This is a genomic window from Nocardia sp. NPDC047038, assembly GCF_040644075.1.
Lineage (GTDB): Bacteria > Actinomycetota > Actinomycetes > Mycobacteriales > Mycobacteriaceae > Nocardia > Nocardia sichangensis.
On record NZ_JBEYVQ010000011.1, the window covers coordinates 120560 to 146068 of the forward strand.

Below are 25509 nucleotides of genomic sequence, written 5' to 3' on the forward strand. Positions count from 1 at the left end.
GTCAGCGGCGGGTGAGCGCCGCGCGCCAGAGGCCGACAGCCGTGCCGCGCAGGAAGTTCGCCCAACCGAAGTGGTCGTGCCACAAGATGATTCGGCCGTCGCGTAGCCGGAAGGTGCCGGTCACCCAGAACCCGACGCGCACCGGACCGAAGCGCAGGTAGTCGGTGCGGTCGGTGAGCACGACCTCGCCGTCGGCGGCGATGTGGTGCATGTCCACTCCGAAGCCGAGCCAGTCGCGGCGCAGGCCGCGCAGCACGCCGCCGACCCGGCGGATGCCCTTCACATCGGGCAGCGAGGTGTTCTTCCAGACGATGTCGGGGTGCAACAGGTCGATCGCCTCCTCCGAGGCGCCCATTTCCAGCGCGGCGAAGAACTCCCGCACCGTGGTGGTCGAGTCCTGTTTCAGGTCGGGTTCGTCGGTCATGGTCCGAGCGTAGGCCGCTGCGGTCACCCGCGGCGCGCGATGAGCACGGCCAGTCCGTCGAGGATGCGCTCGATGCCGAACTTCAGCGCGCCGTCCCCGCCCGCGGCCGCGCCGCCCTCCGCGAACGCGGCGACCGCGGCCGGATATCGATCGGCCGCGGCGGCCACCATTTCGGCGAACTGAGCCGCTATCTGCTTCTCGAATTCGTCGGCGTCCGCCAGTCGCACCTGCTGCGCCAGGCTGCGGGCATGCCCGGTCAGCAGGACGATCGTGTCCAGCCGTTCGGCGGCGGTGAGCCCGGTCCCGGCGAGTGCGCCGAGCGCGGACTCCATCCATGCGACTTCATTCGGGCCGACCGGCCGCAAACCGACCGACACCTCCATCGACCAGGGGTGGGCGCTGAAGCGCGCGTAGATCGTCTCGCACCACACGCGCAGCAGGTCGCGCCAGTCGTTCTCCGACGCCTCCTCGCCCGCGCTCAGTTCCGGCGGCGCGCCCAGCGCCGTGTCCAGCATCAGTGCGACTAGTTCGGCCTTGCCCGGCACGTAGCGGTACAGCGACATCTTGGTGAAGCCGAGGCGCTCGGCCAGCCGCTGCATGGACAAGTTCGCCAGCCCTTCGGCGTCGGCCAGCGCGAGGGCCTCCGCGACGATCCGCTCCAGCGACAGCGCGGGCTTCGGTCCGCGCTTGGGCCGCTGACCGGTCCCCCAGAGCAGTTCCAGTGTGGTCGGTGTCGGCATGCCCGAAATCCTTCCGGAGAACGTCTTGACGTGAAACTGTGTCTACCATACGCTAATCAGCGTCCATCGGATACAGTTTCCATTGGACACAGATTTGAGACGAGGAGAACTCCATGCGCAACACCACCGTGCTCATCTCCGGCGCGAGCGTCGCCGGACCCGCGCTGGCCTACTGGCTGCACCGCTACGGCTTCGCGGTCACCGTCGTCGAGCGCGCTCCGGCGTTGCGCCCCGGCGGTCAGGCGATCGACTTCAAGGGCAGCACCCACCGCACCGTGCTGGAACGGATGGGCGTGCTGGACGACATCGAGCAGCGCAAGACGGGCACGACCGACACCGTCTTCGTGGACGAGCGGGGCGCCGAGCTGGCGCTGATGTCGGGTGATTTCACCGGCGGCGATGTGGAGATCCTGCGCGGCGACCTTGCCGAGATCTTCTACCGGCGCACCGCCGACCGTTGCGAATACCTGTTCGGCGATTCGATCACCGCGCTCACCGAGACCTCGGCCGGCGTGCACGTCGAGTTCGAGCACGCGGCCGCCCGCACCTTCGATCTGGTCTTCGGCGCCGACGGCATCCACTCCCGGGTTCGCAGGTTGGCGTTCGGTCCCGAGCGGGACTTCGTGAAGCACCTGGGCTACTACTACGCCGTCGCGGGCGCCAGCCCGTGGAGCGGCAAGACCACCGGACCGCGCGAGCGGGTGGTCGCCCGCGGCCACAACGCTCCCGGCCGACTCGCGGTCAGCGGCGGACCGAAGGCACAGCAGATGTACATGTTCGCCGCGCCCGAGCTCGACTACGCCCGCGACGACATCGCCGCTCAGCAGCGCATCCTCGCCGAGACCTTCGCCGGAGTCGGGTGGGAGGTGCCGCGAATGCTCGCCGAGCTCACCGAATTCGGCGACTTCTACATGGACTCGATCAGCCAGGTCCAGATGCCCGACGGTTACACCAAAGGACGTGTCGCGCTGGTCGGCGACTCCGGGTACGGGAACACCCTCGGCGGCTTCGGCACCGGGCTCGCCGTGGTCGGCGCGTACGTCATCGCGGGGGAACTGGCCTTGGCGGGCGGCGACCATACTGTCGCCTTCGCTCGCTACGACGAGCACATGAAGCGCTACGCGAAGATCGCGGGCAACAGCAACGCCGGTCGCTTCCTGGCCCCGAAGACCGCGCGGGGCATCAAGATGCGCAACTGGTTCCTCGGTTCCCGGATGTTCGCGCTGATGGCGAAATTCGGCGACAACGCCGCCAACGACATCGATCTGCGGGACTACCCCGCGCTGGTCGCCGCGGCGAACGCGCGCTGATCGCTCGTCAGCGGCCTTGACAGCGATCGGCCCCGCCGCACCCGCCGGAGCCCGGCACAACATCCCAGTTGGGAACCGTCGCGCGGCCGACGACGAGCGGCGCGACGGGGCGACCAGAGGATTCGGCTGTGCTTCGATGGAACCGGAGCGAGACGGGTTGCGTCTATAAGGTCAGACGGCACTGACGGAAGGGGCGGCAATGGCGGACAGCCCGTTTCCCGGGTACATCGAAGCTGCGAAAACCGGGGCGTTGCGGGTGCGGATGCACCCGCAAGCGTTCGTGGACATCGACCGGGCCTGCCAGGAGTTGATCGACACGCTCGTCGCGGCACAAACCGACGCGCGCGAGCTCGGTGAGCGGCAGCACTGGGGGCTGGGCGAAGGCAATCCGAAGCTGACCTCCGCCCTCGAACTGGTGCGGCTGTTCCGCGAAAAGGCCTTCGGTGGCCCGAACAACGCCTTCGACACCCTCACCGAGTACATCTCCGTGGCGCAAGAGATCAAATCCATGTTCGAAGCCATCCGCGACGGCTACGTTCGGACCGATACGGAATTCGCGGCGGCACTGCGGGAGCTCAGCGTATGAAGGCCGGAACAGCCTTTCGGGCAATCGGATTCGTCGCGGGAGCGGCGAGCTCGGTCCTGCTCTCCGGATGCGGCGGGACGACATCGAACGATCCGGCCACATCGGCCACCGGCGCGACCGAGTCCCGTTCGAGCGCATCACCACAGACGAACGCACAGCCCGCGTTCGATCCCTGCACCGCACTGACACCCCATTTGCTCGCGCAGCGCCAGTGGGACTCGAGACCCCCGGAACCCAAACAGGACAGCCAGGGCGGCGTCACCTGGCGGGGGTGCCGGTACGTCGCGCGGGCCGGGTACGGATTCGTCGTCGAGACCACCAACGGCACCATCGAACAGGTACGCAGCAAATACCCTGCTGCCGTGGATATCTCGGCGGGCGATCGGAAAGCCGTCCGCTACGAAGCCCGTCCGGACGTACCGGGCGGCTGCACGATCAACGTCGAAATGAGATCCGGCTCGCTCTACATCCTGACGAATGTGCCGCAGACGTCGGCGAACAAGCACCTCGTCGCCTGCGATATCGCCACCGATATCGCCAGAGCAGTCGCACCGCTGCTGCCCGCGGGCAGCTGAACACCGGGGGAAGCGATCATGAGACAGACCGACGGACGCGCGATCACCGATCCGGAGAACGCGCAGAGTTTCTCGCACGCGGAGATCAAACAGGCTGCCGAGGCGATGAATCCGGCCGCGCTCGACGGTGCGTTCGCCGCGTGGTCGGCCATCGCCGCTGCGGTGACGAACGCGGGCCAGCGCTTCGAGGACGCGATCAAGAACGCGGTGGAGCAGCACTGGGAGGGGGCGGCGGCCGACAGCGCGGTCCGCGGCGTGCGAGATTACGCGGCGCGGGTGGGCGAACTCGGTGACGCACTCGGCGCGCAGAGTCTGCCGCTGTCGGCGGCGGCGGACGCCGCGGCGAAGTTCAAGCTGTCGGTGCCGGATCTGCTGGACACCTCGACTGGCACGGCCGATCCGGCACAGCGCAATTCGCGGGAGGAGCAGGCCCGCGACGAGATGAACACCCAGTACATCCAGCCGTACGTGGCCACCGCTCCGGCTATCCCGACGCTCCCGCCCCCGGTCGCTCCGGCCGCCGCGGCGCCGATCGGTGCCGAAACCGGCACGGGCGTGGAGACGAGCGCGGACGTCGGCTCGCAGGCCGTGGCGGGCGCCCGGTCCACGGACAACTCCCCATCCGGCAGCGCGCCTTCGGCCGCGGACACCGCCTCCCCCGCCGGTTCGGCGGACGACGGCGAGCAGGCGGGCCAAGCGCAGCCGGAAGCCGAGAACACACCGCAAACCGTCACCTCTCAGGCGGTTTCCCAGAGCCAGGACGCCACGCCGACCACTCCGGCATCCACCGCCGCGAGGACGCCGACGTCCACTTCGGCCACATCGGTCGCGCCCTCCTCCTCGCCGCCGCAAACGACGCCCACCACCGTCGTCCCGACCTCGTTCAACGGCAGACCGAACGGCACGCCGAGCAAGCCGGCCACCCCGGGCACGACCGGAACCCCGAACGCCTCGGACAACCAAGCGCGCCCGGGCACCTCTCGGCCCGCCCAGCCCACCGTCCCCGCCGCGGCGAACGGGCAACCCGCCGCACCGGGGCGCCCGGGAGCGACGGGCGCTTCGGGGTACCCGGGCATGATGCCGCCGGGGATGCGCGGCAGGCGCACGGACGACGACGAGCACAAGTCGCCGAAGTACCTGCGCACCGAGGAGCACGCGAAAGAGTTGCTCGGCGAGGTGAAACCGACGGTGCCGCCGGTACTCGGTGAGCAATGACGGCGCAGTGGTCACTGTCGGCCGAGCAGTTCGCCGCGGCGTGGTTCGCAACGGGCTTGGACCGCATGCCGTTTCCGTTCCGGTTCACCAGCCGCTTCCCCGGTCTCAACGAGTACCAGGCGTATCAGCAGCAGTTCCGCGCCGAGCTCGGGCGAGACGAACGGCTGCCACTGCGCAGCGCGATCAGCACGCTGGCCGTTCCGGACTGGCGTATCGAGCTGTTCGGCTACGACAACACGCGTGCGGGCGTCGAACTGCGCGCCGTCGCCTGCGGCACCCGTTCCGGCTCCGGCCTGCTCGCCGTGCAGTCGCCCGCGCCGGACGGCGGCCGAGTCCGGTTGCGCCGCTGCCGGGTCGATCAGCTCGCCACCGAAGTGGTGCGCTTGCTCCCGGACGCCACGGCGGGAACGGTGGGTGAGAAGAGCTTCCTGCTCGACGATCTCAACGACGAGCGCCCCGATGTGTTCGGCAACGCGCCCGCCAGCCAGGCGAAAGAGCGTTACCGGCGCTTCTGGCGGCAGTCGTGCGCCACCCGCGGCACCGCCGTCGTGCTGCTCGGGCCGCGCAACGCCGAACCGCTGCGCACCGGCCGCCTCCGCTGGATCGACACGCCCGACGGCCGCTACTGCGAAGTGCCCGCGAACCGCGCCCTGATGATCCGGCCGGGTACCAGCGCCGATATCGCCCGTTACCTGGACGAGGCGATCGTGCGGGCGAAGGCGCGCATGGACAGGTAGTACCGGATCACCGCGCCGCGAGGTGGGCGGTGACGAGGGTGTCGAGCAGCACGTCGAGATCCGGCCACGGAAAGCTCGGGCGATCCTGGCGCAGCATCACCAGACCGTGCAGGGCCGCCCACAGGCAAGCCGCGGTAGCGGTGGGATCGGCGCTGCCGGTGGCCGCCACCGCATCCACCAGGTGACGAAAAACCGGCAGGCCGGGCAATTGAGCGTCGGTCGGTTCCCAGCCCGGGGTGCCCGCGGTCGCGAACAACACGCGGTAATGGCCGGGATGGTGCAAGCCGTATGCGCAGTAGGCCCGGCAGATCTCGCGCAGCCGAGTGGCAGCATCGCCGTCCGGCAGGGCCGTCAGCACGGCGCCGAACTCGGCGAAGCGAGCCTCATAAACCGCGGTCAGCAGTTCCCGTCGATCCGCGAAGTGCAGGTAAATGCTCTGCGGCGCGATGCCCACCGCGCGCGCGACGGCGCGCATCGACAGCGACTCCTGACCGTCCAGCGTCTCCAGTAGGCCACTCGCGGCCTCGATCAAGTCCTCGCGCAGTTTGCTTCCCGCACCGCGGGGGTTTCGATTCCTCTTCGGTGGCGGCACCTTGACAGATTAACAAGACGGGTGTCCACTAACAACTGTCAGCAGACACCCGTCTAGTCAGGAAATTCGATGTCGGTCACTGTGACTCGCGTAGTGCATGCCAGCGTTCTGCTCGACTTCGGGGGAGCGAGAATTCTCACCGACCCGTGGCTGTCCGAGCGGCCCTTCTATCGACAGGGTGAGCCGCGCAGCATTGCCACCGCCGCGGACCTGCCCGAACTGTCGGGCGTCGTGATCAGCCACGGCCACTACGATCACTGCGATCTCGGCGCACTGGCGGCCTACCCCGACAAGTCCGTCCCGTTCGCGGTCGTCCGCGGCCTCGCATCCCGGGTCCGTGCCGCCGGATTCCGCAATGTCGTCGAGTTGGATCCGTGGGAGCAGACCCACCTCGGCCCGATCGAGGTCACCGCGGCGCCCGCACGCCACGGCGTACCCGAGATCACCTTCGTCCTGCGCGCCGACAACACGAGCGTCTTCTTCGGCGGCGACACTTTGCGCATCGCCGAATTGGACGAGGTGGCCGTGCGCTATCCGGAACTCGACCTGGCGCTGCTACCGGTCAACGGTTTGCGCATCCGCCCCGCGTTCAACCGGCAGGTCGTCATGGACGCCGCGCAGGCCGCCGAACTCACCCGAGCCCTGCGCCCGCGCCTTGCCGTGCCCATCCACTACGCGTTCACCAGCGGCCCGATCGGCGACCGCGTGATGACGAAGGCTCAGCGCGACCCCGGGCTCTACGTCGACGCATCCGCCGCTATCGCGCCGGAGACGTCCGTCCACGTCCTAGCCCCTGGACAACCGTTGATCGTGTCGTCCTGAGCGCTCGGCGATTCAGCCCAGCAGGCGCCAGTCCTCCAGGCCGTCGTACAGCGGGACGTCCTTGGCCAGCTTGCTCACCCGGGCGCGCAACGCGTCCAGGTCGGCGCCACCGGCCAGCGCGCTCGCGATGATGTCGGCGACCTCGGCGAACTCGGTGTCGCCGAAGCCGCGGGTGGCCAGCGCGGCGGTGCCGATGCGCAGGCCGGAGGTGACCATCGGGGGACGCGGGTCGAACGGAACGGCGTTGCGGTTCACCGTGATACCGATCTCGTGCAGCAGGTCCTCGCCCTGCTGGCCGTCGAGTTCGGAATTGCGCAGGTCGACCAACACCAAGTGCACGTCGGTGCCGCCGGTGAGCACGCTGATGCCCTTGCCCTTGACGTCGGCGGCGGTGAGCCGCTCGGCCAGGAGCTTCGCGCCGGACAGGGTGCGCTCCTGGCGATCCTTGAACTCCGCGCCCGCGGCGATCTTGAACGCGACGGCCTTGGCTGCGATGGCGTGCATGAGCGGGCCGCCCTGCTGGCCCGGGAACACCGAGCTGTTCAGCTTCTTGGCGTACTCCTGCTTGGCCAGGATCAAGCCGGAACGGGGACCGCCGAGGGTCTTGTGCACGGTCGAGGACACCACGTCGGCGTAGGGCACCGGCGAGGGGTGCAGACCGGCGGCGACCAGACCCGCGAAGTGCGCCATGTCCACCCAGAGGTAGGCGCCGACCTCGTCCGCGATCGAGCGGAACGCCGCGAAGTCCTGGTGGCGCGGGTAGGCCGACCAGCCCGCCACGATCACCTTCGGACGCGCCTGCAAGGCGATGTCGCGCACCTCGTCCATGTCGACGCGGTGGTCTTCCTTGCTCACTCCGTACGAGTGCACCTCGTAGAGCTTGCCGGAGAAGTTCAAGCGCATGCCGTGGGTGAGGTGACCGCCGTGCGCGAGGTCGAGACCGAGCAGCTTGTCGCCCGGGTCCATCAGCGACATCAGCACCGCGGCGTTCGCCTGCGCACCGGAATGCGGCTGCACGTTGGCGAATTCGGCGCCGAACAGCGCCTTGGCGCGGTCGCGCGCCAAGGTCTCCACCACGTCGACGTGCTCGCAGCCGCCGTAGTAGCGCCGCCCCGGGTAGCCCTCGGCGTACTTGTTGGTCAGCACGCTGCCCTGTGCCTGCAGCACCGCGCGCGGCACGAAGTTCTCCGAGGCGATCATCTCGAGCGTGTCGCGTTCGCGGGCGAGCTCGCCTGCCATCGCGGCAGCGAGCTCCGGATCGAGCTCACCGAGAGACTGGGAATTGACAGAGGCGGTCGTCTGCGTCACGTGCCTCAGTCTATGGGCCGTCGGCGTTGTCCTCGAGCAGGGGGTTCACCCCTCTCGGTCGGCACAGGCTCGGCACGCGGTCCGCCGGACCACACTCGATCCGGTGGACAGGCGCTCAGCGGGACGCGCCGCCCTCCGGCAAGTAGTTCTCCAACAGCACCGCGAGATGCCGCTGGGCGTCTTCCAGCGGCCGGGTGGACTTCATCGCCCGCGACTGGACGATGGCTCCCTCCAGCGCGCTGAACACGAAACTGCCGAAGGAGCGCGCCTCTTCGGCGGACATACCCGCATCGGCGAGCGCCGAGCCGAGCCGCTCGTGCCAGTCGGCGAACACTTCGCCCGCCGCGGCCTGCACTCGCGGCTCGGACTCGGCCAGCGCCGCCCCGAGGATCGGGCACCCGGCGCGGTATCCGGTCTGCTCCAGTGTGGTGACCCACCAGCCGAGCAACGAATCGAACCAGCCCGGGGGCGGCGCGGCGGTGATCTTCTCCACCACTCCGGCGATCCGGGCTCCCGCGACCCGGGTGGCGGCCTCGACCAACTCACCTTTTCCTGCGGGAAAGTGCTGGTAGAGCGAGTTGCGCGAGGCGTTGCCGCGTTCGAGTAAGGCGGCCAGTCCGGCGGCGTGCACGCCCTGCTCGCGAACGAGTTCGATGGCGCTTTCGATCAGCCTGGTGCGCGGCCCTGCGGTCATGCGAATTCCTTGCTCACTGTTGCGTGAACCGATCGGTCCATGTTGCAATCATGTCAGATGTGGACCGATCGGTTCATCGAAAGGATGCGATTCATGTCCGAAACCACCGTCGACCCGACTCAGCTGTCCGGTCTGGAACTCCTGCGTATCGCGATGACCAGAACGGATCGCCCGCCGTTCATCGGTGACTTGCTCGGCATGGAGGTCGATGAGCTCGAGCACGGCAAGGTGGTCTTCGCGCTGCGCACCCGGCCCGATTTCGCCAACCCGCTCGGCACCACACACGGCGGCATCTGCGCCACCCTGCTCGACTCGGTGATGGGCTGCGCGGTGCACACCACCCTGGAGCCAGGCGTGGGCTACACGACGCTGGAACTGAAGATCAACTACATCCGGGCCGTGCCCACCGACGGACAGCGGCTCACCGCCACCGGCACCACGATCCACCTCGGGCGCACCACCGCGACCGCCGAGGGACGCGTGGTCGACGAGCAGGGCCGCCTGGTCGCGCACGCCACCACCACCTGCGCCATTTTCCGCCCACATCGATCCTGAGGAGGACTGTCATGGCGGGACGAACACCGAGCGCCGCGGTACGCAAATTCCGGCGCGAACGCCTCATCGGCCGCTACCTGGTGAACCCGGCCGTCGGCCTGCTCGACCGGCTCGGCATCCGGTCGTCGCTGATCGCCGAACTGGAGACGGTCGGCGCGAGATCCGGTCAGCCGCGGCGGGTGCCGGTCACCGCGTCGATCGACGAGACCGGCGCGTGGCTGATCTCGCAGCACGGTTATCGGTCCGGCTGGGCCCGCAACATCGCCGCCGACCCGCACATCAGGCTGCGGCTGGGCACAGAGTGGCGCACCGGAACGGCCTCCTTCGTGCCCGAGGACGATGTGGTGGCTCGCTCGCGCACCTTCGCCAAGGGCCGCGTCTCGGCCGCCGTCGCCGAACGAACGATGAAAGCGCTGGAGAGCGATCCGATCTCGGTGCGCATCACCTTCGCCGGAGCTTGACCGCGCACCGGAAATCCGCGACCGCTCGACAGACGCGGCGGCCGTGCGCGGACGATCGCGCCGAGGCCGCGACGTACGGCCGGGCCACCGATTCGGTTTCCGTGGTGAGAGTTCGCAGCATCTCCACGGGCGGACAGGGCTGCGCGGCGATCCGGTAGCCCTCACGCCGCCGCGCGTACCGCCCCGGGAGTGAGTGGCTCGTCGAGCAGCCTGCGGAAACGGTCGGCCCGGTCCTCGGCGTCGGCCGCGCGATCGAGCCAGCCGCCCAGCAACCGGTATCCCTCGACGTAGGTGGAGATGTAGGCCCGCCACAGCGGCGAGGACAGGAAGCGCAGCGACTGGCGCGCCCGCTCCGGCGTCGTCAGGCTCCAGGTCTGCAAGAACTCCGCCACCTCGTCGTGCGACCGGCCCCGGTCGTGCAGCAGCAGCGCGGCGTCCTGGCGCACGCTCAGCAGGTCTGCCGAGGCGTTCGAAAGGCGTTCGGCACGTTCGCCATCGAAGCGCAGCCCGAGATCCGCGTAGATCTCCTGCGCCCACTTGCCCCAGCCGGGGCCGACGATCGAACGCAACGCCAGATCGGCGAGCCCCTCGGCCATCAGGCACTGCGGCGTGTTCACCAAGAACAGCGTCTGCTCGGCCTGACCGGCGGCGACCAGCCCGGCTTCCTTGCGGCAGTGCTCGGTGTGGTGCCCCGGGTAGGACTCGTGCGCGATCAGCTGCGGCAGGTGCGCCATGTGCTGCTTCAGGTCGGAGTTGATCGCGACCCGGGAGTGGTAGTTGCCCAAGTAGTAGTTGAACCCGGACCAGGGCTTGTCGCCGACCACCTCGTAGGTGACGTGCTCGTGGTCGGGTAGCGGGTAGCGAGCGCGAACCAACTCGCGCAACGCGCTGGAGAACGCCTCGACGCACACCGCCAACCGCTCCGGCGGGATCTCGTCGGCCTTGCGATGGGCGGCCACCCGCTCGGCCAGCGGACCGTCCCCGGCGAGCACCTCGTCCATCCGCCGGTGCGCGTCGCGGTAGTCGTCCACGTCACCGGGCGCGATGTCGACGTCGAAGTAGGCGCGCACCTCCTCGATGAAGCCGATGTCATCGCCCGCGAATTTCCGTCCGGAGCACTCCAGCGCGCGCAGGTGCACGTCGAGGAACTCGGCGCGCTCGGGCGCCAATCCGGCCTCCGGCACCGCGGCGCGCAACTCGGCGGCACGGCGAGCCAGCTCGCGCGGCTGCGGTGCGGGCGCGTTCCGCACCTCGCGGCGCAGCGCCGGATCACCGGTGTAGGCGTCGACGAATCCTTCCTCCAGCCGGTCGAACGCGAGGCCGAGCCGCAGGTATTCGGTCACGAGCGGATGCGCTTCCATGCCAGCCGACATTAGCGGCTCACACCTGTGTCATCGAGTCGGTTACCAGCCGGTAGTGGTACCCCGCTCGGCCCACGATGCTGACGCAGAGCAGAATTCGCCTATGCGGCGACAGCTAGACCGAATCTCACCGGATCCGCACGGTAACCGTGCGTGTTTGCTGAAACGGAGTGTCGGGTAAATGGCACGAATGAGCGAGCCGAGTCCCTACGTGGAATTCGACCGGAAACAGTGGCGGACCCTGCGTAAATCGACTCCCCTGGTGCTCACCGAGGAAGAACTGATCGGCCTGCGCGGTCTCGGGGAACAGATCGATCTCGAAGAAGTCGCGGAGGTGTATCTCCCGCTCGCTCGTCTCATCCACCTGCAGGTGGCCGCTCGTCAGCGACTGTTCGCCGCGACCGCGACATTTCTCGGCGAAACCCATCCCGACCAGCAGGTACCGTTCGTGATCGGCGTCGCGGGCAGCGTCGCGGTCGGCAAGTCCACCACCGCGCGCGTACTGCAAGCGCTGCTGGCGCGCTGGGATCACCACCCGCGGGTCGACTTGGTCACCACCGACGGATTTCTCTATCCCACCGCGGAACTCACCCGGCGCGGCCTCATGCACCGCAAGGGTTTCCCGGAGAGTTACGACCGCCGCAGCCTGCTGCGATTCGTCACCGAGGTGAAATCCGGTGCGGCCGAAGTCTGCGCCCCGGTGTATTCGCACATCTCCTACGACATCGTGCCGAGCAAGCTGCACTGCGTGCGCCAACCCGACATTCTGATCGTGGAGGGGTTGAACGTGCTGCAGACCGGTCCGCGCCTGATGGTGTCGGACTTGTTCGACTTCTCGATCTACGTCGACGCGCGTATCGAGGACATCGAGAAGTGGTACGTGCGACGGTTTCTCACCTTGCGCAAGACCGCATTCGCCGACCCGAACGCGCATTTCCACCACTACTCCGGATTCACCGACGAGCAGGCGACCGCCGCCGCGCAGGAGATCTGGAACAACACCAACCGGCCGAATCTGGTGGAGAACATTCTGCCCACCCGCCCGCGCGCGACCCTGGTGCTGCGCAAGGACGCCGACCACAGCATCAATCGGCTGCGGCTACGGAAATTGTGATTCCGATTACAATTTCCACGCCTCGTCGAGTCGCTGCGCGACATCGATATCGCGGACCGCGGCGATGTGCGGCTTACGGATCTCCGCGGAGATATAGCGGGCGACGAAACGCCTGATCTCGTGATCGACGCCGGCGAGGACGCGCAGCAGTTGCCCGCGCCGCGTGGCGGCGGCGACATCGATGTGCACGTCGGCAGGCCGCGGCTCCGCGATATCGATCACCACCCGCAGGGGCGCCGCCGTGCGTACCGTCAGGTGCAGGTGCACGGTGCCCTGTACGTGGAACCGGTGCCGGTCGACCGCCAGGTGCAGCAGCAGATCGACCTCCAGCGGGATTATCAATTCGAACGCGATGGTCTCGTCGTCGCGACGGCTCAGCCTGGACGACCCGAGCCTGACCTGGGCGGTCACCTTGGCGAGTCGGCCGGGACCGACCCCGATGGGGCCGAAATCGAATGCGCTGCCGGTCAGCTGGTCGAACGCGCCCGCGATGCGCGCTTCGGAGGCGGCGTACTCCAGGAAGCGTCTACCGAAGTCCGCATAGCTGATCGAGTCGTCCGGTTCGCCCAGCGCGGGCCGGCGGTCGAACGAGCTCATGAGACCGGACGGTACGCGAGAAGAACGATACCGGAGCGGGATTCAGCGCACCGACATCGAGTCAGACGCCGAAACGGCGATGACGCGCGGCGAAGTCGCGCAGCGCCCGCAGGAAATCCACCCGGCGGAACTCCGGCCAGTACGCCTCGGTGAACCATATCTCCGAGTATGCGCTCTGCCACAGTAGGAACCCGGACAGCCGCTGCTCGCCGGAGGTGCGAATCACCAGGTCCGGGTCCGGTTGGCCGGAGGTGTAGAGGTGCTGGCCGATGGCGTTCACGGTGATCGACTGGACCAGGTCCTCGCCGGTCTCGCCCGCGGCGATCTCCTGGCGGACCAGCGAGCGCACCGCGTCGGTGATCTCCTGCCTGCCGCCGTAGCCGACCGCGACATTGACGTGCACTCCGTTGCGGCCGTCGGTGCGCTCGGCCGCGGTGCGCATCCGCTTGGCGATCAGTTCGGGGAAGCCGTCGAGCGAGCCGACGATGCGCACGCTCCAGTTCTGCTCCGGCGCCGACAGCTCCTCGACCACGTCGGTGATGACCTCGAACAGCGTCTCCAACTCATCGGGATCACGCTGGAGATTCTCGGTGGACAGCAGGTAGACGGTCACCATCTCGATGCCCTCGGCCGCACACCAGCCGACCAGCTCGGCGATCTTCAGCGCGCCGACCCGATGGCCGTGACTGACGTCGGTGAAACCGTTCTCCCGCGCCCATCGGCGATTGCCGTCACACATCACCGCGACGTGCCGGGGATGCTGCTTGCCGGCCAGCTGCCTGGACAGCCGGGCCTCGTAGATGCGATACGGCAGACCCCGCACCTGACTCGGAAGTTCCACGCGGGCAACCCTACGCCTCGGCGACACGAACGCGGCATCGACCGCGATACGCCGGTACAGTGGCCAGGAGCACGCAAGTTACGGTTGCGTAGGTTACTGGCGGGTTCAACTACCTCGTCTCCACTCGGTCCGGCGTTGGGCCGCGGAAAGACTGCTCCGGCTGTTCCCTTAGGAGGTACTCGTGTCCGAATCGGTCGGCGCCGCCGATGCGGCAACGGTCACACCAGCCCCAGCCCCAGCCCCAGCCCCAGCCACGGCGGGCGAAGCACTCGCCGGGGCGCTGGTCAAACCGCGCATGCGGGGCTGGATCCACACCTGGGCCGTCGGCGTCGCGGCGATCGCGGCCGTCGTGCTGATCGCCACCGCCGGCACGGTCTCGGCGACCGCGGGATGGTCGACGCTGATCTATGGGCTCACCGTGTGCGGGCTGTTCGGCGTCAGCGCGGTCTACCACCGGGTGACCTGGCCGACCGCCCGCGCTCGCATCCGGATGAAGCGAGCGGACCACTCGATGATCTTCCTGTTCATCGCGGGCAGCTACACCCCCTTCGCCCTGCTCGGCCTGCCCGGACGAACCGGGCAGACGCTGCTGGTCGTGGTCTGGGCGGGCGCGCTGGCCGGAGTGGCGCTCAAACTGCTGTGGCCCGGCGCTCCCCGCTGGGTCGGCGTTCCGCTCTATCTGTTGCTGGGCTGGGCCATCGTGCCGGTGGCCGGACAACTGAACGGCCAGATCGGCATCGCACCGCTGATTTTGTTGCTGATCGGCGGCCTGTTCTACAGCGGCGGCGCGATCCTCTACGCCACGAAATGGCCGAACCCGTGGCCGGGGGTTTTCGGGCACCACGAGTTCTTCCACGCGGCCACGGTGCTCGCGGCGTTGACCCACTACGCGGCGGTCTGGCTCGTCGTCCTGCGCTGAGCGCATAGAGTCGACCCGGAGGGCGGACGAGAGGGCGGCGCAGGCGATGGAACGGTCATCGAGATCGCGAGCCCTATGATCGCGAAGCTCGTCGTCTGGGCGCTCAAAGCGCGGGGTGGCCTGGCCGCTCTGGTCACCACGGCGAATCTCAGCGGCCTCGCGGTGATCGTCACCCAGCTGTGGCTGAACGGGTTCCTCGGCAGGCTGGGCACGGATTGGCTACGGGCACTGGCCTTCGTCGGCATCTATCCGGCGGCGGGATTCCTGGCGGGCATCGTCCTGGCGGTGCGCGACCGCAAGGTGTACTTCGGCTGGCTCGACGCCGGGCGCAAGCCCACGGAGGTGGAGGCGCGGCGCTTGCTGCACCTACCCGTCGCGATCAGCATGCGCGCGATCGCGCTGTGGATTCCGGGGGTGATCGTGGCGACCGCGGTCTTCGCGCGGCTGAGCCCGGACAACGACCCCGGCGTGACGGCGTCGCTGTTCACGATCGGCGCCTTCGAGTCGGCGGCGGTCACCTTCCTGATCGTGGACCGGTTGATCCGGCCGACGATCCCGGTGGTCGCCCGGGTGCTCGGCTGGACCATGCACTGGAGTTCCTCTGTGCTGGTGCGGGTCGTGCTGACCTGGGCGGTGGCGGCCGCGCTTCCGCTGCTCATGCTGATCGTCGTGCTGGCCGACCCGGTAGCGGCCGCGCCCGACCGGGTCCGCACCGCCATCTACCTGTCCGCGGTCGGCATCGGAGTGGGTGCGCTGGCCACGGCGTTCCTCGCCCGCGCGGTCGCCGCGCCGATGCGCGTCCTGCGTCGCGCGCTGGACCGCATCGCGCAAGGCGATCTCGGCGTCCGGGTGCCGATCGGCAGCACCAGTGAGATCGGCCGGTTGGAGCATTCGGTCAACGAACTGGCGGCGAACCTGCGCGAGCGCGAGCGGATGCGTGAGGTGTTCGGCAGGCACGTCGGGGCCGAGGTGGCCGAGCGCGCGCTGGCTCGCGGGGCGGATCTCACCGGCGACGTGCGTGAGGTGTCGGCGCTGTTCGTCGACGTGACCGGGTCGGTGGAGCTGTCCACCGGGTTGCCGCCGCAGGAGTTCGTGGCCAAGCTCAATCGGTTGCTCGCGATCGTCGTCGCGGCGACCGAGGAGAACAACGGACTGGTCAACAAGTTCGAGGGCGACGCGGCACTGTGCGTCTTCGGAGCGCCGATCGCGTTGGGCGACAACGCGACTCCGGCACTGCGGGCGGCGCGCCGCATCCGGGACGAGGTGCTCGCCACCGGAGAACTCGACATCGGGATCGGCGTCGCGCGCGGCGGGGTCTTCGCGGGCGACGTCGGCTCCGACACCCGCCTGGAATTCACGGTGATCGGCGACGCCGTCAACGAGGCCGCCCGCCTCACCACGGCGGCCAAGGAGGTGCCGCGGCGAATCCTGGTGAGCCAAGCGGTGATCGAAGCCGCTACGGAACACGAGCGCGCCAAGTGGACGTTCTACGACACCATCGTGCTACGCGGCATGAAGGACCCCACGTTCTGCTGGACCGACATCGACTCCTCCGGCGCCCGGCCCGAACGCATCGAAACCCGCACCGATCAGCTGGACGGCCACGACCTGCCCGCCGACACCAACCCGGTCATCGAAATCCACACCGCCGCAGAGCCGCCCCGTGGCACCGAGTTGCCGGACGCCGAGTTCGACGCCCCGCCTCGGCGCTAGTCCACTCAGCTGGGTGAACAGCGAAGCACCCTCGGCACGGCGGTTCAGCGGCCGTCTCGATGGCGACATGACCGAACGCGCGTGCACCGACCGCATCGGGCCCGCTCGGTTGCGTTCGGCGGCACGAACGTCGTCGTGCGCCCACCTGGCATCGTGTCGCGTGGTCTCGGCCGTCTCACAGCCGCGTGATCGAGCGCCTCAGCTCCGATCGTTGTCTCCTTCCCGCACCCACCGGGCCGCCGGTGCACCGCCCGGGCCGCAAGGGCCGACCACACTCCCGGCTACGCCCTCCGTCGACGAAGCGTCCGACTCGAACCGTCTATCGCCAACCGGCCGATGGTGGCCGGAGGTGCTGTCGTCAGTTTCGCCGAAGCGCCATCAGGAGCTCGTCGGGCGTGGAGACCGGGAGGTCGCAGACGGAGCCGCGGCAGACGTACGCGGCCGCGGCGTTGCGGACCAAGGGCCGATCGGCCAGCAGCGGGACGGCGTTCGGGGCCCCGGCAAGGACGACGGAGCCGCCGGGGGCGGCCGCACGGGCCGCGGCGAGCAACTCGGTGGGCTGGGCCGCCGATTCGGCGGCGATGGCGACCTGCAGCGGGCCGCGCAAGGCCGCCTCGGCGACGGTGAGCCACTGGCCCGCCGAGCGCGGCGCGCGTGCCAGCACAATCGCGCCGCGCTCGAGGGTGCGGTCGGCCAGTTCCCGGTAGCGGGCGGCGCCTTCCGGGTCGCTCGCGGCCGCGGCGGTGAGCAGCGCTTCGGCCAGCGCGGAGGCGCCTGCGGGGGTGGCTCCGTCGATCGGGTCGCGGGGGCGGGCGACGAGGGTTTCGGCGTCGTCGGCGGTGTCGAACCAGCCGCCCGGCTGATCGGGGTCGGCGAAGTGTTCGATCGCGGTATCCAGCAGGCGTTGGGCGTCGTCCAGCCAGCCGAGGTCGCCGGTGGCCTGGTGCAGCGCTAGCAGGCCGGTGACCAGCCAGGCGTGGTCCTCCAGGATGGCGGGCGCCGCGCCGACGACGCCGCCGAGCGATGCACGTCGCAGCCGACCGTCCACCACGTGCTCGGCCAGCAGGAATCGCGCGCATCGGACGGCGGCGGCGGTCCACTCCGGTTCGTCCAGCGCGCCCGCGGCCTCGGCGAGCGCGGTGATCGCCATACCGTTCCATGCGGTGACCACTTTGTCGTCGCGTTCGGGTTGTGGGCGTCGATCGCGGGCGGCGACCAACGCGGCACGGACGTGTTCCAGCCGCGCGTGGTCCTCCGCCGTGGCGGGTTCGGCGTACCTGGTCAGCACCGAGGTGCACTGTTCGAAGTTTCCGGCGGTGGTGACGCCGAAGAACTCGGCCGCCCACGCCCCGTCGATCGGACCGAGCACGCCGGCCAGCTCGGCGGGCGTCCACACGTACGTCGCGCCTTCGACACCGGGCTTACCGGGCTCCAAGTGCGTGTCGGCGTCCAGCGCCGAGGCGAAACCGCCCTGCGGGGTCCCGAGGTCATCGAGGAGAAACCGCACGATTTCCCGGGTGACCCGGTGCGACAACGATTCCGGAAGCTCGGACCTGCTGCGGCGGGCGAGGTGCGCGTAGGCGCGTAACAGCTGCGCGTTGTCGTAGAGCATTTTCTCGAAGTGCGGCACCACCCATGCCGCGTCGACCGAATACCGCGCGAACCCGCCGCGCAGCTGGTCGTAGATGCCGCCGCGCGCCATGGCCTCGGCGGTGCGGGCGACCACCTGGAACACCGCCGGGTCACCGGTCCGCTCCCAGTGCCGCAACAGTCCCTCGAGCAGCGCCGAGGGCGGGAATTTGGGAGCGCCGCCGAATCCGCCGTGCTCGGCGTCCTCGTCGCGCAGCACGGCGGCGACGGCATGGGCGAGCAGCTCCGGGGTGATCGTCAGGTCCGCGTCGGGCAGTCCCGCCGCCTGGTCGCGCAGCGCAGCAGCCACCTGCGCGGAGGCCTGATTCACTTCGTCGCGCCTGGTGCGCCAGGTCTCCGTGACCGCCGTGAGCAGCTGGGTGAAGGACGGCATGCCGCCGCTCGGGAGCTTCGGGTAGTAGGTGCCGCAGTAGAACGGTTCGCCGTCCGGCGTCAGGAAACAGGTCATCGGCCAGCCGCCTTGCCCTGTCATCGCGACCGTCGCATTCATGTAGACCGCGTCCAGGTCTGGTCGCTCCTCCCGGTCCACCTTCACACAGACGAAGTTCTCGTTCATCTGATCGGCGGTGGCCTGGTCCTCGAACGACTCGTGCGCCATCACGTGGCACCAGTGACAGGACGCGTACCCCACCGACAGCAGAACGGGCACGTCCCGCTCCCGCGCTTCGGCCAGTGCCTCCGCATCCCACTCCCGCCAGTGCACCGGGTTGTCCGCATGCTGCCGCAGGTACGGGGACGTCGCCTCTCCGAGCCGGTTCATGGCTCCACCGTACGACCCTTCCCGCCGCCGTGTGGGTACGTCGTCCTTGACTCTCCCGCGGCGGGAGACGACACGGTCGAGGAATGAAAATCGATCTGGCCCGAACCGATGGCCACTACTACGGAGCGAGCACGCGACCTGTGGTCCGGACATTCAGCGCATACGACTACGTGACGGTCGAAGGAATCGGGGACCCTGACGGCCCGGTCTACGCGGCGGCGGTGCAAACGCTCTACCGGGCCGCGTACGGCGCGAAGAAGGCGGTGAAAGCCGCAGGGCAGGACTTCGTCGTGCCCAAACTCGAGGGCCTGTGGTGGGTCGATTCCGACGCTCCGCCACTGACGGTGCCACGCGACCAATGGCACTGGAAACTGCTGATTCGCATGCCGGAAGTGGTGACCGCCGACATGGTGACCGGCGCGTCCTTCGAACGACTCACCGAGGGCGAGGCGATCCAGGTCCTGCACCTGGGCCCGTACGCGACCGAGCCCGAGACCCTGGCTCGCATGGACGCCCTCATGGCGGTCGAGGGATGGGCGCACCACGGCCGCCACCACGAGATCTACTTGTCCGACCCGCGCCGGACACCGGACGAGAGGACGAAAACCATTCTGCGTCAACCGGTTCGCCGCACGCTCACATCTCAGTAAGGAGCCGGCGCGCTCGGCTCGGCACGCCACGGCCCCGACGGGCCGGGGCCGAACGTCAGAGCCAGGTCGAGCAGATGCCGGTCCCACGAGCGGACCGCGAGGTCGGCCAGAACGCCGGAAACCGTGATGGTGTCGCGCCTGGCCGGCGCGGCAAGCGTCTGGTTGTCGCCGTGCTGGGGCTGCTCGCTCCAGACGGGTACGCCGAACGGGACCGGACTCGTCTCCAGCAACGACATCCACGTCCCGTCGGGCGCGCGCGTCACCGCCGTGAGCGCGTACGGCGCGAAAGGCACCTGCCAGCCGCCGGTCTCGAGCACCATGACTTCGCCGCGCTCGGTCGCCGCGAGCGCCATCTCCCCGAACCAGCGGGCGAAGGCGCTTCGCGCGTCCTCGCTCACCGCTGCTTTCGCGGTGGACTCGTCCACTCGGGTCAGCTCGACCGCGTCACCGGATACGCCACCTTGCGGGTCGCGGAAGCGGGCCGCCAAGAACAAGGTGCCGAACCTGCCGGTCGGATGCAGGTGCAACATACCCGCCTCCCGGAAACGTCTCTCTCCCACCGGCGTTCGCGCTATCCGGCCGATACCGGCACACCCGCGCACGATCTCCGGCTGGTGCACGCGCCAGTACGAAACCCCTTCGCCGTCCCGCCACAACGGCATGTGCTCGCCGATCATCGGCCCGAGCATCGTCGTTTCCATAACATCCCCAGGCGAGACCGCCGCCCCCACGTTCGTCATGCCGACGATGCTATCGGCAACAGAGACGCCGCCCGGAACAGCTACCGGCCGAGCCGGTGCTCTTCGGCGTCCGTACATCTGCGTCGGCCGTCATCGGCGCAGAAGGCCACCGCCACCATCGGCCATACGCCGCCCGGTTTTCGGTTCCATAGCAAACTGAGCTGCGCCGGTGGCATAGGACCGATTGCAGTTCTACCCGAACCGGGTGCGCAGGCAACGGATACTTCCGATACACGCGATCGGTTGCGGGTTCGAGCCGGATCGTTTCGATCCTGTGGCTCAATTGGTAGAGCAGTCCACGGCAGGGTTTCCGGATCCACAGGGCTCGGTTAGCTCGAGCCGGTATACCCGTCGCCGCCCAGAACTCGGGCGCTCGAACTTCGCGCGGGAAGCGGCTGGGCATATCGTCTGCTTTCCGCGGAACTGCCTGCCGGAATGACTCGTCGAAAATCTTCGGCACAGTTGAAGGTTTCGACACACCCGCCGAAAACGACGGACTACGTGCGCGCCAGTACCTCGCGTCCGACGTACGCCAACAGTCTGCGGTGTGCCGGTTCGTCGTCGGCGACCAGCACCTCGGGACCGAAAATGCCGGGTGCGCGGAAGGAATCGATGCCACCCGCGGCCTGCATGGTGGCGAGCAATTCGCCACACAACCCGTCGTCGGCCAGATCCGGCCGATCTATGGCCACCGCGATATCCACCCCGTGCACCAGAATCTCGGTGAGATGCACCAGCGCGGCCGCGGGGCCGGGCAGTTCACCGAGCGAGATGCCCACCGTGCCGTCCAGCGCATCGGGCCGGTGCCAGGCCGCGCGGTCCACCTCGGCCGCCGCGGCGTACGCGCCCTGCGGATCACCGCCGAGCCAGTCGGATTCGTGGTCGGCGCCGGTATCCATGCCGCTCAGGGCCGCCGCGAAGATGTGCATACCGCCGACCGTGTGGTTGAGAACGGTGCGGACATCCCAGTCCCGGCACGGCGTCGGCGTCGTCAGATCCGCTCCTCCCACGGCGGCGACGATCGCTCCGGTCGCATCCAGTGCACGGTCGATCTGTCCGATCACGTTGTCCATGAGCTTCCTTCGGTCGAGCGGTTTGGCTGAATTGGTAACACAGGACACCGACAAGCGCGCGGCAATGCGAACTCCACCTTGCGTCGAGATAGTTGCCGACAGTGTGCTTCTCGTGACCGCGAAGGAAAATGCGCGGGCCGGACGGCCCCGCTCCCCTCGGTGGTGCGCCCGGTGCGCAGGCACTTCCACTTCTAATGGACAGGTTGCGGGTTCGAGTCCCGCCCGGATCCCATGGTCCGGTAGCTCAATGGCAGAGCGGTACATTCCGTCGCCGAATTTCATCTCGGGCGCACTACCGCCGAATTCGCGCACCCGCGAAGCGGACCGTCTCGCTCGGGCGAAGATTCGGCGCGTCTCCGGTGCGCAGGCGACGGTTACGTCGGGTTCAATTCCTGTCGAAACCATTTCGGTCGCTCGATACGGCGAGCAGCCCGTCGCCGCTTTTCCTCGGACATTCCGCTCCGAAAAATAGGGTGCCGCAATTTCTTTCGTCTCGGGTGCCGCTCTACACGTGGAACCTGGCCGGATACCGCTACGGGCACGCCCCCAGCGGCACCCCGCACCGGCACGCCTTCGGCGGCCTGACCGACGCGGCGTTGCGGATGACCCGACTGTTGGAGGCGGGACGCGACGCCGACTGGCCGTTCTGAACGGCGGCGGGGCCGAGATCGCCTCCCGACCTCGGCCCATGGGTCCACCGGACCACCGGCACGCGCTCGGCGGCCTGACCGACGCGGAGCTCCGGACCATCCCGCTGCTGGCAGCGGGACGCGACGCCGACTGGCCGTTCTGCTCCGCGGCCTACCCGAACACCGGATAGTTGGCCCGGATGACGCCGTGCGGGTCGCGGGCGCGCTTGATCTCGCGCAGCCGGTTCAGCGTCGCGGCGTCGAAAGCGGCGTCGGCCGTCTCGCCGGGCGTGAGGAAGGTATACGGCTTGTGGCCGCTGATCTGCCCGCTCACCGCGTCGACGATGGCGGTGCGCCGCGCCTCGACCGCATCGCGCAGGTGCGGCAGCCCGAGACCAAGGCAGTAGAGCAGGTACGGCTCCGCGATCGGGCCGCGCGCGCCACCATCGGGCCGGGCCTCGGCCAGGGCGCCGCCCAGGTGCCGGATCTGCACATTGGCCAGCGGGGCGACCGGTTCCTCGATCAGGGTCTTGACCACGGCGTCGCCGAGATCGGTGAGCTGCTCCGCACGGGACAGCGACGGGCTCGGGTCCGTGGGTTCGGCGGTGACCGCGCCGATGTCGGCGGCCCCGAACACGCCGCGCTTGTCGAGAATGAGATCTCCGATGGCGTCCAGCGCGGTCAGCAGCGTCCGTCCACGATCAGGATCACCCAGATACACCGCGTCCACGCCGACCATCGGCGGTGCGTCCGGGATCTGCAAACGCTGGAACCACACCGACAGTTCGTCCGGAGCCGCCGCGGTGATCTCCTGGAATGCGTCGAACACCTCGCGAATCCGCGTTTGCGGCCACAGCATGCGGCCGCCGAACAGCTCCGGCGCGGGATACAGATCGAACTCGAGCGCCGTCACGACGGCGAAGTCGCCGCCACCGCCGCGCAACGCCCAGAACAGGTCCGGATCGTCCTCGGCGCTGACCCGGCGCGCAGCGCCCTCCGCGTCGACGATCTCGAACGCGCGCACCGCGTCGGCGGCCCAGCCGTGCTTGCGGCCGAACCAGCTCATGCCGCCGCCGAGGGTGTAGCCGGTCACGCCGACGACCGGATTGCTGCCCGCGAGCCCGGTCAGCCCGTGCCTGGCCGCGGCCGCCTGCACCCGACCCCACGACACTCCGGCGCCCACGCGCGCCACCCGACGCCGGGGATCGATCTCGATGCCGTCCAAATACCCGGTGCGCAGCAGGATCGCCTCGGGCACGCCACCGGACGCGCCGTGTCCGGTCGGTTGGGTGACCACCGGCACGCCCGCGCGGCCCGCGTACCGGACCACGGCCGCGACGTCACCGGCGTCTCCGGCCCGCACCACGGCGGCCACCGGCTGGTCGACGGTCGTCGTCCAGGGCCGCGCCGCGGTTTCGAAGCCCTCGTCACCGGCCACCAGCACGCGGCCGGGCAGCGTGGCCCGCAGTTCGTCGAATGTCATTGCTCGTCCTGACTCTCAGCGTTCGGAAGCAGACGCGCGCGGGAACCGGGGTGTCGGCTTTCGACGAAAGGCCGTGGTTCGCGCCGCGACTACCTCATTGACGAAAGAGAGCGCGGAAAGGTAACAACGAGCAGGTCAGCGAGGGTTTCGCCGCTCAGCCGGATTCGGCTCGCCCTTCGGGGTCGGCGCCCTTCGATTCCTCGGCACGGCGGGTGATGCCGTGCTCGGTGCCCTCGTCGGCCTCCTGGTCCGGTTCCGGGTGCTCGGGCTCGAAGGTCGCAGGCAGGCCCTTGATGTGCCGGTTCATCGACCGGACCAGCAGGAAGGTGCCCGCGAGCAGAATCAGGATGATGACCAGGCCGAGCGGCGACGCCTTGCCGAACTCGGGGCCGGTCGGCGTTCCGGGTGTCTGGGCGAGCAGGACGAACGTCACGACCGCTCGTCCTCGATGCCCGCGAACAGGTCGGTCTCCGGCAGCTCGGTGCGCACGCGGGTCTTGGCCAGCTCGAACTCCTCGGTCGGCCACAACCGCTGCTGCATCTCCATCGGAATGGCGAAGAACGCGCCGTTCGGATCGATCTGCGTCGCGTGCGCGCGCAAGGCGTCGTCGCGCTGCGGGAAGTACTTGGCGCAGTCGATCTGGGTGGTGATCCTGGCGAACATGTCACCGCGCTCGGCGGCGTACTTGCGCATCCGGTCCAGCCACTCCTGCAGCGGAAACGGTTCGCCGAGGCGCTCGTACTCCGCGGCGAAGATCTCCATCCGCTTCATGCTGAAGCCGTGGTCGTAGTACAGCTTGAGCGGCGTCCACGGCTCGCCCGCGCCGGGAAAGCGCTCGGGGTCGCCCGCCGCCTCGAACGCCGCCATCGACACCTCGTGGCAGCGGATGTGGTCGGGGTGCGGGTAGCCGCCGGTCTCGTCGTAGGTGGTCATCACGTGCGGCTTGAACTCGCGCACCACGCGCACCAAGGCCTCGGTGGCCTCCTCCAGCGGAACCAGCGCGAAGCTGCCCTCGGGCAGCGGCGGCAGGGGGTCGCCCTCGGGCAGGCCCGAGTCGACGAAACCGAGCCAGTGCTGGCGCACGCCGAGCGCACGGGCCGCGGCGGCCATCTCCTCACGGCGGATCTCGTGGATCCGCTCCAGGACGCCGGGCGTGTCCATGGCCGGGTTCAGGATGCTTCCACGCTCTCCGCCGGTCAGCGTCACGACGAGGACGTCGTGTCCTTCGTCGGCGTAACGGGCGGTCGTCGCGGCACCCTTGCTGGATTCGTCGTCTGGGTGGGCGTGCACCGCCATGAGGCGAAGGCCACTCACGTCTCGTTCTCCGTCGCTCTCGGTCGCGGGTGTCGGGGCTTCGTTACCTATAGTTCCATTCGACCCACATTTGTTCCGACGTACCCCCCGGGAGCGACCACGATGAGCCAGTCCGCGCCGGAGAGCGGCGGCGACGCGAAGGCGGCGTCTCCCGGCGGACCCCCGCCCGACCGCTACGGCACCGGGCCACGCAAGCCGCGCCGCTGGATCGTGCCGGTGCTCGGCGTGCTGGTGGTGCTCGCCGGACTCGGCGTGGCCTACCTGGGCTATCAGAAGTACGGGCCGGAGGACATCGAGGCCGAGCAGCTCGGCTACGTCGTCGTCGACGACTCGACCATGACCATCCACCTCAAGGTCACCCGGGCCGACCCGCAGCAGCCGGTGGTGTGTTTCGTCCGCGCGATGGCTCGCGACGGCTCCGAACTCGGCCGCAGGGAAGTGCTGATCGAGCCGTCGAGCAGCGGGACGGTCGAGTTGACCACCGTCGTGCGCTCGTCCGCGCGTCCCGTGTCGGGCAGCGTGTACGCGTGCAGCGATCGGGTACCCAGCTATCTGCGAGTTGGCTGATTTCCGCGCATAAACCGGCGATTTGCCCGCGAAATTAACTCCGACCTGCACATTTGTGAATCATGCTAAAATGGCGTGA

29 protein-coding genes and 1 tRNA gene are annotated in these 25509 nt (G+C 68.9%); 16 read left to right on the forward strand and 14 right to left on the reverse strand.

Going from position 1 to position 25509, the window contains the following annotated elements:
* Position 1: 1 nt before the first annotated feature.
* Positions 2–424, reverse strand: a complete 423-nt coding sequence (locus tag ABZ824_RS28985) for a limonene-1,2-epoxide hydrolase family protein (RefSeq protein WP_355078604.1) — start codon at positions 422–424, stop codon at positions 2–4.
* A gap of 23 nt (positions 425–447) precedes the next feature.
* Positions 448–1164, reverse strand: coding sequence for a TetR/AcrR family transcriptional regulator (locus tag ABZ824_RS28990; protein WP_356966752.1), 717 nt, complete (start codon positions 1162–1164; stop codon positions 448–450).
* Between the two features lie 113 nt (positions 1165–1277).
* Here ABZ824_RS28990 and ABZ824_RS28995 point away from each other — a divergent pair, with 113 nt between their 5' ends.
* From ABZ824_RS28995 to ABZ824_RS29015, 5 genes are all read left to right on the forward strand, one after another.
* Positions 1278–2474 carry an FAD-dependent monooxygenase gene (locus ABZ824_RS28995; RefSeq protein WP_355078602.1) on the forward strand — a complete coding sequence of 399 codons (1197 nt, stop codon included), beginning with the start codon at positions 1278–1280 and terminating at the stop codon, positions 2472–2474.
* A gap of 199 nt (positions 2475–2673) precedes the next feature.
* Positions 2674–3060, forward strand: a complete 387-nt coding sequence (locus ABZ824_RS29000; RefSeq protein ID WP_356966754.1) for a hypothetical protein — start codon at positions 2674–2676, stop codon at positions 3058–3060.
* Complete coding sequence (locus ABZ824_RS29005; protein ID WP_356966756.1) at positions 3057–3635, forward strand: DUF3558 domain-containing protein; 579 nt, start codon at positions 3057–3059, stop codon at positions 3633–3635. Before ABZ824_RS29000 ends, ABZ824_RS29005 begins: the two co-directional genes overlap by 4 nt.
* A gap of 18 nt (positions 3636–3653) precedes the next feature.
* Positions 3654–4850, forward strand: a complete 1197-nt coding sequence (locus ABZ824_RS29010; protein ID WP_356966757.1) for a hypothetical protein — start codon at positions 3654–3656, stop codon at positions 4848–4850.
* Positions 4847–5587: an ESX secretion-associated protein EspG gene (locus ABZ824_RS29015; RefSeq protein WP_356966759.1), complete on the forward strand. Its 741-nt coding sequence runs from the start codon at positions 4847–4849 to the stop codon at positions 5585–5587. Before ABZ824_RS29010 ends, ABZ824_RS29015 begins: the two co-directional genes overlap by 4 nt.
* Before the next feature lie 7 nt (positions 5588–5594).
* Here the strand turns inward: ABZ824_RS29015 and ABZ824_RS29020 are convergent, their stop codons facing one another.
* On the reverse strand, positions 5595–6179 hold the full coding sequence (locus ABZ824_RS29020) for a TetR/AcrR family transcriptional regulator (RefSeq protein ID WP_356966761.1): 585 nt from the start codon (positions 6177–6179) through the stop codon (positions 5595–5597).
* Positions 6180–6248: 69 nt separating this feature from the next.
* Between ABZ824_RS29020 and ABZ824_RS29025 the strand changes: the two genes are divergently transcribed.
* Positions 6249–7001 (forward strand): MBL fold metallo-hydrolase, encoded by a 753-nt coding sequence (locus tag ABZ824_RS29025; protein WP_356966763.1) that lies wholly within the window; start codon positions 6249–6251, stop codon positions 6999–7001.
* A gap of 12 nt (positions 7002–7013) precedes the next feature.
* Here ABZ824_RS29025 and glyA read toward each other — a convergent pair whose 3' ends face one another.
* Together glyA and ABZ824_RS29035 are read right to left on the reverse strand one after the other, a co-directional pair.
* On the reverse strand, positions 7014–8309 hold the full coding sequence (glyA, locus tag ABZ824_RS29030) for a serine hydroxymethyltransferase (RefSeq protein ID WP_355078595.1): 1296 nt from the start codon (positions 8307–8309) through the stop codon (positions 7014–7016).
* 115 nt (positions 8310–8424) lie between these two features.
* Positions 8425–9003, reverse strand: a complete 579-nt coding sequence (locus ABZ824_RS29035; protein WP_356966765.1) for a TetR/AcrR family transcriptional regulator — start codon at positions 9001–9003, stop codon at positions 8425–8427.
* A gap of 93 nt (positions 9004–9096) precedes the next feature.
* On the opposite strand from ABZ824_RS29035, the gene ABZ824_RS29040 reads away from it, so the two are divergent.
* Together ABZ824_RS29040 and ABZ824_RS29045 are read left to right on the forward strand one after the other, a co-directional pair.
* Positions 9097–9558: a PaaI family thioesterase gene (locus tag ABZ824_RS29040; protein ID WP_356966767.1), complete on the forward strand. Its 462-nt coding sequence runs from the start codon at positions 9097–9099 to the stop codon at positions 9556–9558.
* Between the two features lie 11 nt (positions 9559–9569).
* Positions 9570–10019, forward strand: coding sequence for a nitroreductase/quinone reductase family protein (locus tag ABZ824_RS29045; RefSeq protein ID WP_355078592.1), 450 nt, complete (start codon positions 9570–9572; stop codon positions 10017–10019).
* A gap of 161 nt (positions 10020–10180) precedes the next feature.
* On the opposite strand, the gene ABZ824_RS29050 is transcribed toward ABZ824_RS29045, so the two are convergent.
* The gene (locus tag ABZ824_RS29050; RefSeq protein WP_356966769.1) at positions 10181–11380 is read right to left on the reverse strand and encodes a DUF885 domain-containing protein; all 1200 of its coding nucleotides are present in this window, start codon (positions 11378–11380) and stop codon (positions 10181–10183) included.
* 181 nt (positions 11381–11561) lie between these two features.
* Here ABZ824_RS29050 and coaA point away from each other — a divergent pair, with 181 nt between their 5' ends.
* Positions 11562–12494 (forward strand): type I pantothenate kinase, encoded by a 933-nt coding sequence (gene coaA, locus ABZ824_RS29055; protein WP_355078590.1) that lies wholly within the window; start codon positions 11562–11564, stop codon positions 12492–12494.
* A gap of 6 nt (positions 12495–12500) precedes the next feature.
* On the opposite strand, the gene ABZ824_RS29060 is transcribed toward coaA, so the two are convergent.
* Together ABZ824_RS29060 and ABZ824_RS29065 are read right to left on the reverse strand one after the other, a co-directional pair.
* Positions 12501–13091: a hypothetical protein gene (locus ABZ824_RS29060; protein WP_356966771.1), complete on the reverse strand. Its 591-nt coding sequence runs from the start codon at positions 13089–13091 to the stop codon at positions 12501–12503.
* 61 nt (positions 13092–13152) lie between these two features.
* On the reverse strand, positions 13153–13932 hold the full coding sequence (locus tag ABZ824_RS29065) for an isoprenyl transferase (RefSeq protein ID WP_355078588.1): 780 nt from the start codon (positions 13930–13932) through the stop codon (positions 13153–13155).
* 295 nt (positions 13933–14227) lie between these two features.
* Here ABZ824_RS29065 and ABZ824_RS29070 point away from each other — a divergent pair, with 295 nt between their 5' ends.
* Positions 14228–14851, forward strand: a complete 624-nt coding sequence (locus ABZ824_RS29070; RefSeq protein ID WP_356966860.1) for a hemolysin III family protein — start codon at positions 14228–14230, stop codon at positions 14849–14851.
* A 75-nt stretch (positions 14852–14926) separates the two neighbouring features.
* On the forward strand, positions 14927–16564 hold the full coding sequence (locus tag ABZ824_RS29075; RefSeq protein WP_356966773.1) for an adenylate/guanylate cyclase domain-containing protein: 1638 nt from the start codon (positions 14927–14929) through the stop codon (positions 16562–16564).
* Positions 16565–16922: 358 nt separating this feature from the next.
* On the opposite strand, the gene ABZ824_RS29080 is transcribed toward ABZ824_RS29075, so the two are convergent.
* A complete protein-coding gene (locus ABZ824_RS29080) occupies positions 16923–18974 on the reverse strand; it encodes a thioredoxin domain-containing protein (protein WP_356966775.1) in 2052 nt (683 codons plus the stop codon).
* A gap of 83 nt (positions 18975–19057) precedes the next feature.
* On the opposite strand from ABZ824_RS29080, the gene ABZ824_RS29085 reads away from it, so the two are divergent.
* Complete coding sequence (locus ABZ824_RS29085; RefSeq protein ID WP_356966777.1) at positions 19058–19624, forward strand: GyrI-like domain-containing protein; 567 nt, start codon at positions 19058–19060, stop codon at positions 19622–19624.
* On the opposite strand, the gene ABZ824_RS29090 is transcribed toward ABZ824_RS29085, so the two are convergent.
* Positions 19618–20364 carry a hypothetical protein gene (locus tag ABZ824_RS29090; protein WP_356966778.1) on the reverse strand — a complete coding sequence of 249 codons (747 nt, stop codon included), beginning with the start codon at positions 20362–20364 and terminating at the stop codon, positions 19618–19620. The two genes, ABZ824_RS29085 and ABZ824_RS29090, sit on opposite strands and share 7 nt — an antisense overlap.
* A 497-nt stretch (positions 20365–20861) precedes the next feature.
* Complete coding sequence (locus ABZ824_RS29095; RefSeq protein WP_356966779.1) at positions 20862–21437, reverse strand: TIGR03086 family metal-binding protein; 576 nt, start codon at positions 21435–21437, stop codon at positions 20862–20864.
* A gap of 158 nt (positions 21438–21595) precedes the next feature.
* Here ABZ824_RS29095 and ABZ824_RS29100 point away from each other — a divergent pair.
* The 3 genes from ABZ824_RS29100 (at position 21596) to ABZ824_RS29110 (ending at position 22257) form a co-directional block, all read left to right on the forward strand.
* A tRNA-Arg gene (locus ABZ824_RS29100) sits at positions 21596–21665 on the forward strand.
* Between the two features lie 269 nt (positions 21666–21934).
* A complete protein-coding gene (locus tag ABZ824_RS29105; RefSeq protein ID WP_356966781.1) occupies positions 21935–22087 on the forward strand; it encodes a hypothetical protein in 153 nt (50 codons plus the stop codon).
* Positions 22088–22125: 38 nt separating this feature from the next.
* Positions 22126–22257 carry a hypothetical protein gene (locus tag ABZ824_RS29110; protein ID WP_356966782.1) on the forward strand — a complete coding sequence of 44 codons (132 nt, stop codon included), beginning with the start codon at positions 22126–22128 and terminating at the stop codon, positions 22255–22257.
* On the opposite strand, the gene ABZ824_RS29115 is transcribed toward ABZ824_RS29110, so the two are convergent.
* The 3 genes from ABZ824_RS29115 to mca form a co-directional block, all read right to left on the reverse strand.
* Positions 22239–23549 (reverse strand): FAD-binding oxidoreductase, encoded by a 1311-nt coding sequence (locus ABZ824_RS29115; protein ID WP_356966783.1) that lies wholly within the window; start codon positions 23547–23549, stop codon positions 22239–22241. The two genes, ABZ824_RS29110 and ABZ824_RS29115, sit on opposite strands and share 19 nt — an antisense overlap.
* 154 nt (positions 23550–23703) lie before the next feature.
* Positions 23704–23982, reverse strand: coding sequence for a hypothetical protein (locus tag ABZ824_RS29120; RefSeq protein ID WP_356966784.1), 279 nt, complete (start codon positions 23980–23982; stop codon positions 23704–23706).
* Entirely contained in the window at positions 23979–24863 is an 885-nt protein-coding gene (gene mca / locus ABZ824_RS29125; protein WP_356966785.1) for a mycothiol conjugate amidase Mca, read from the reverse strand. Before mca ends, ABZ824_RS29120 begins: the two co-directional genes overlap by 4 nt.
* Positions 24864–24965: 102 nt before the next feature.
* Here mca and ABZ824_RS29130 point away from each other — a divergent pair, with 102 nt between their 5' ends.
* Positions 24966–25430, forward strand: coding sequence for a DUF4307 domain-containing protein (locus ABZ824_RS29130; RefSeq protein ID WP_356966786.1), 465 nt, complete (start codon positions 24966–24968; stop codon positions 25428–25430).
* The last annotated feature ends 79 nt before the right edge of the window (positions 25431–25509 follow it).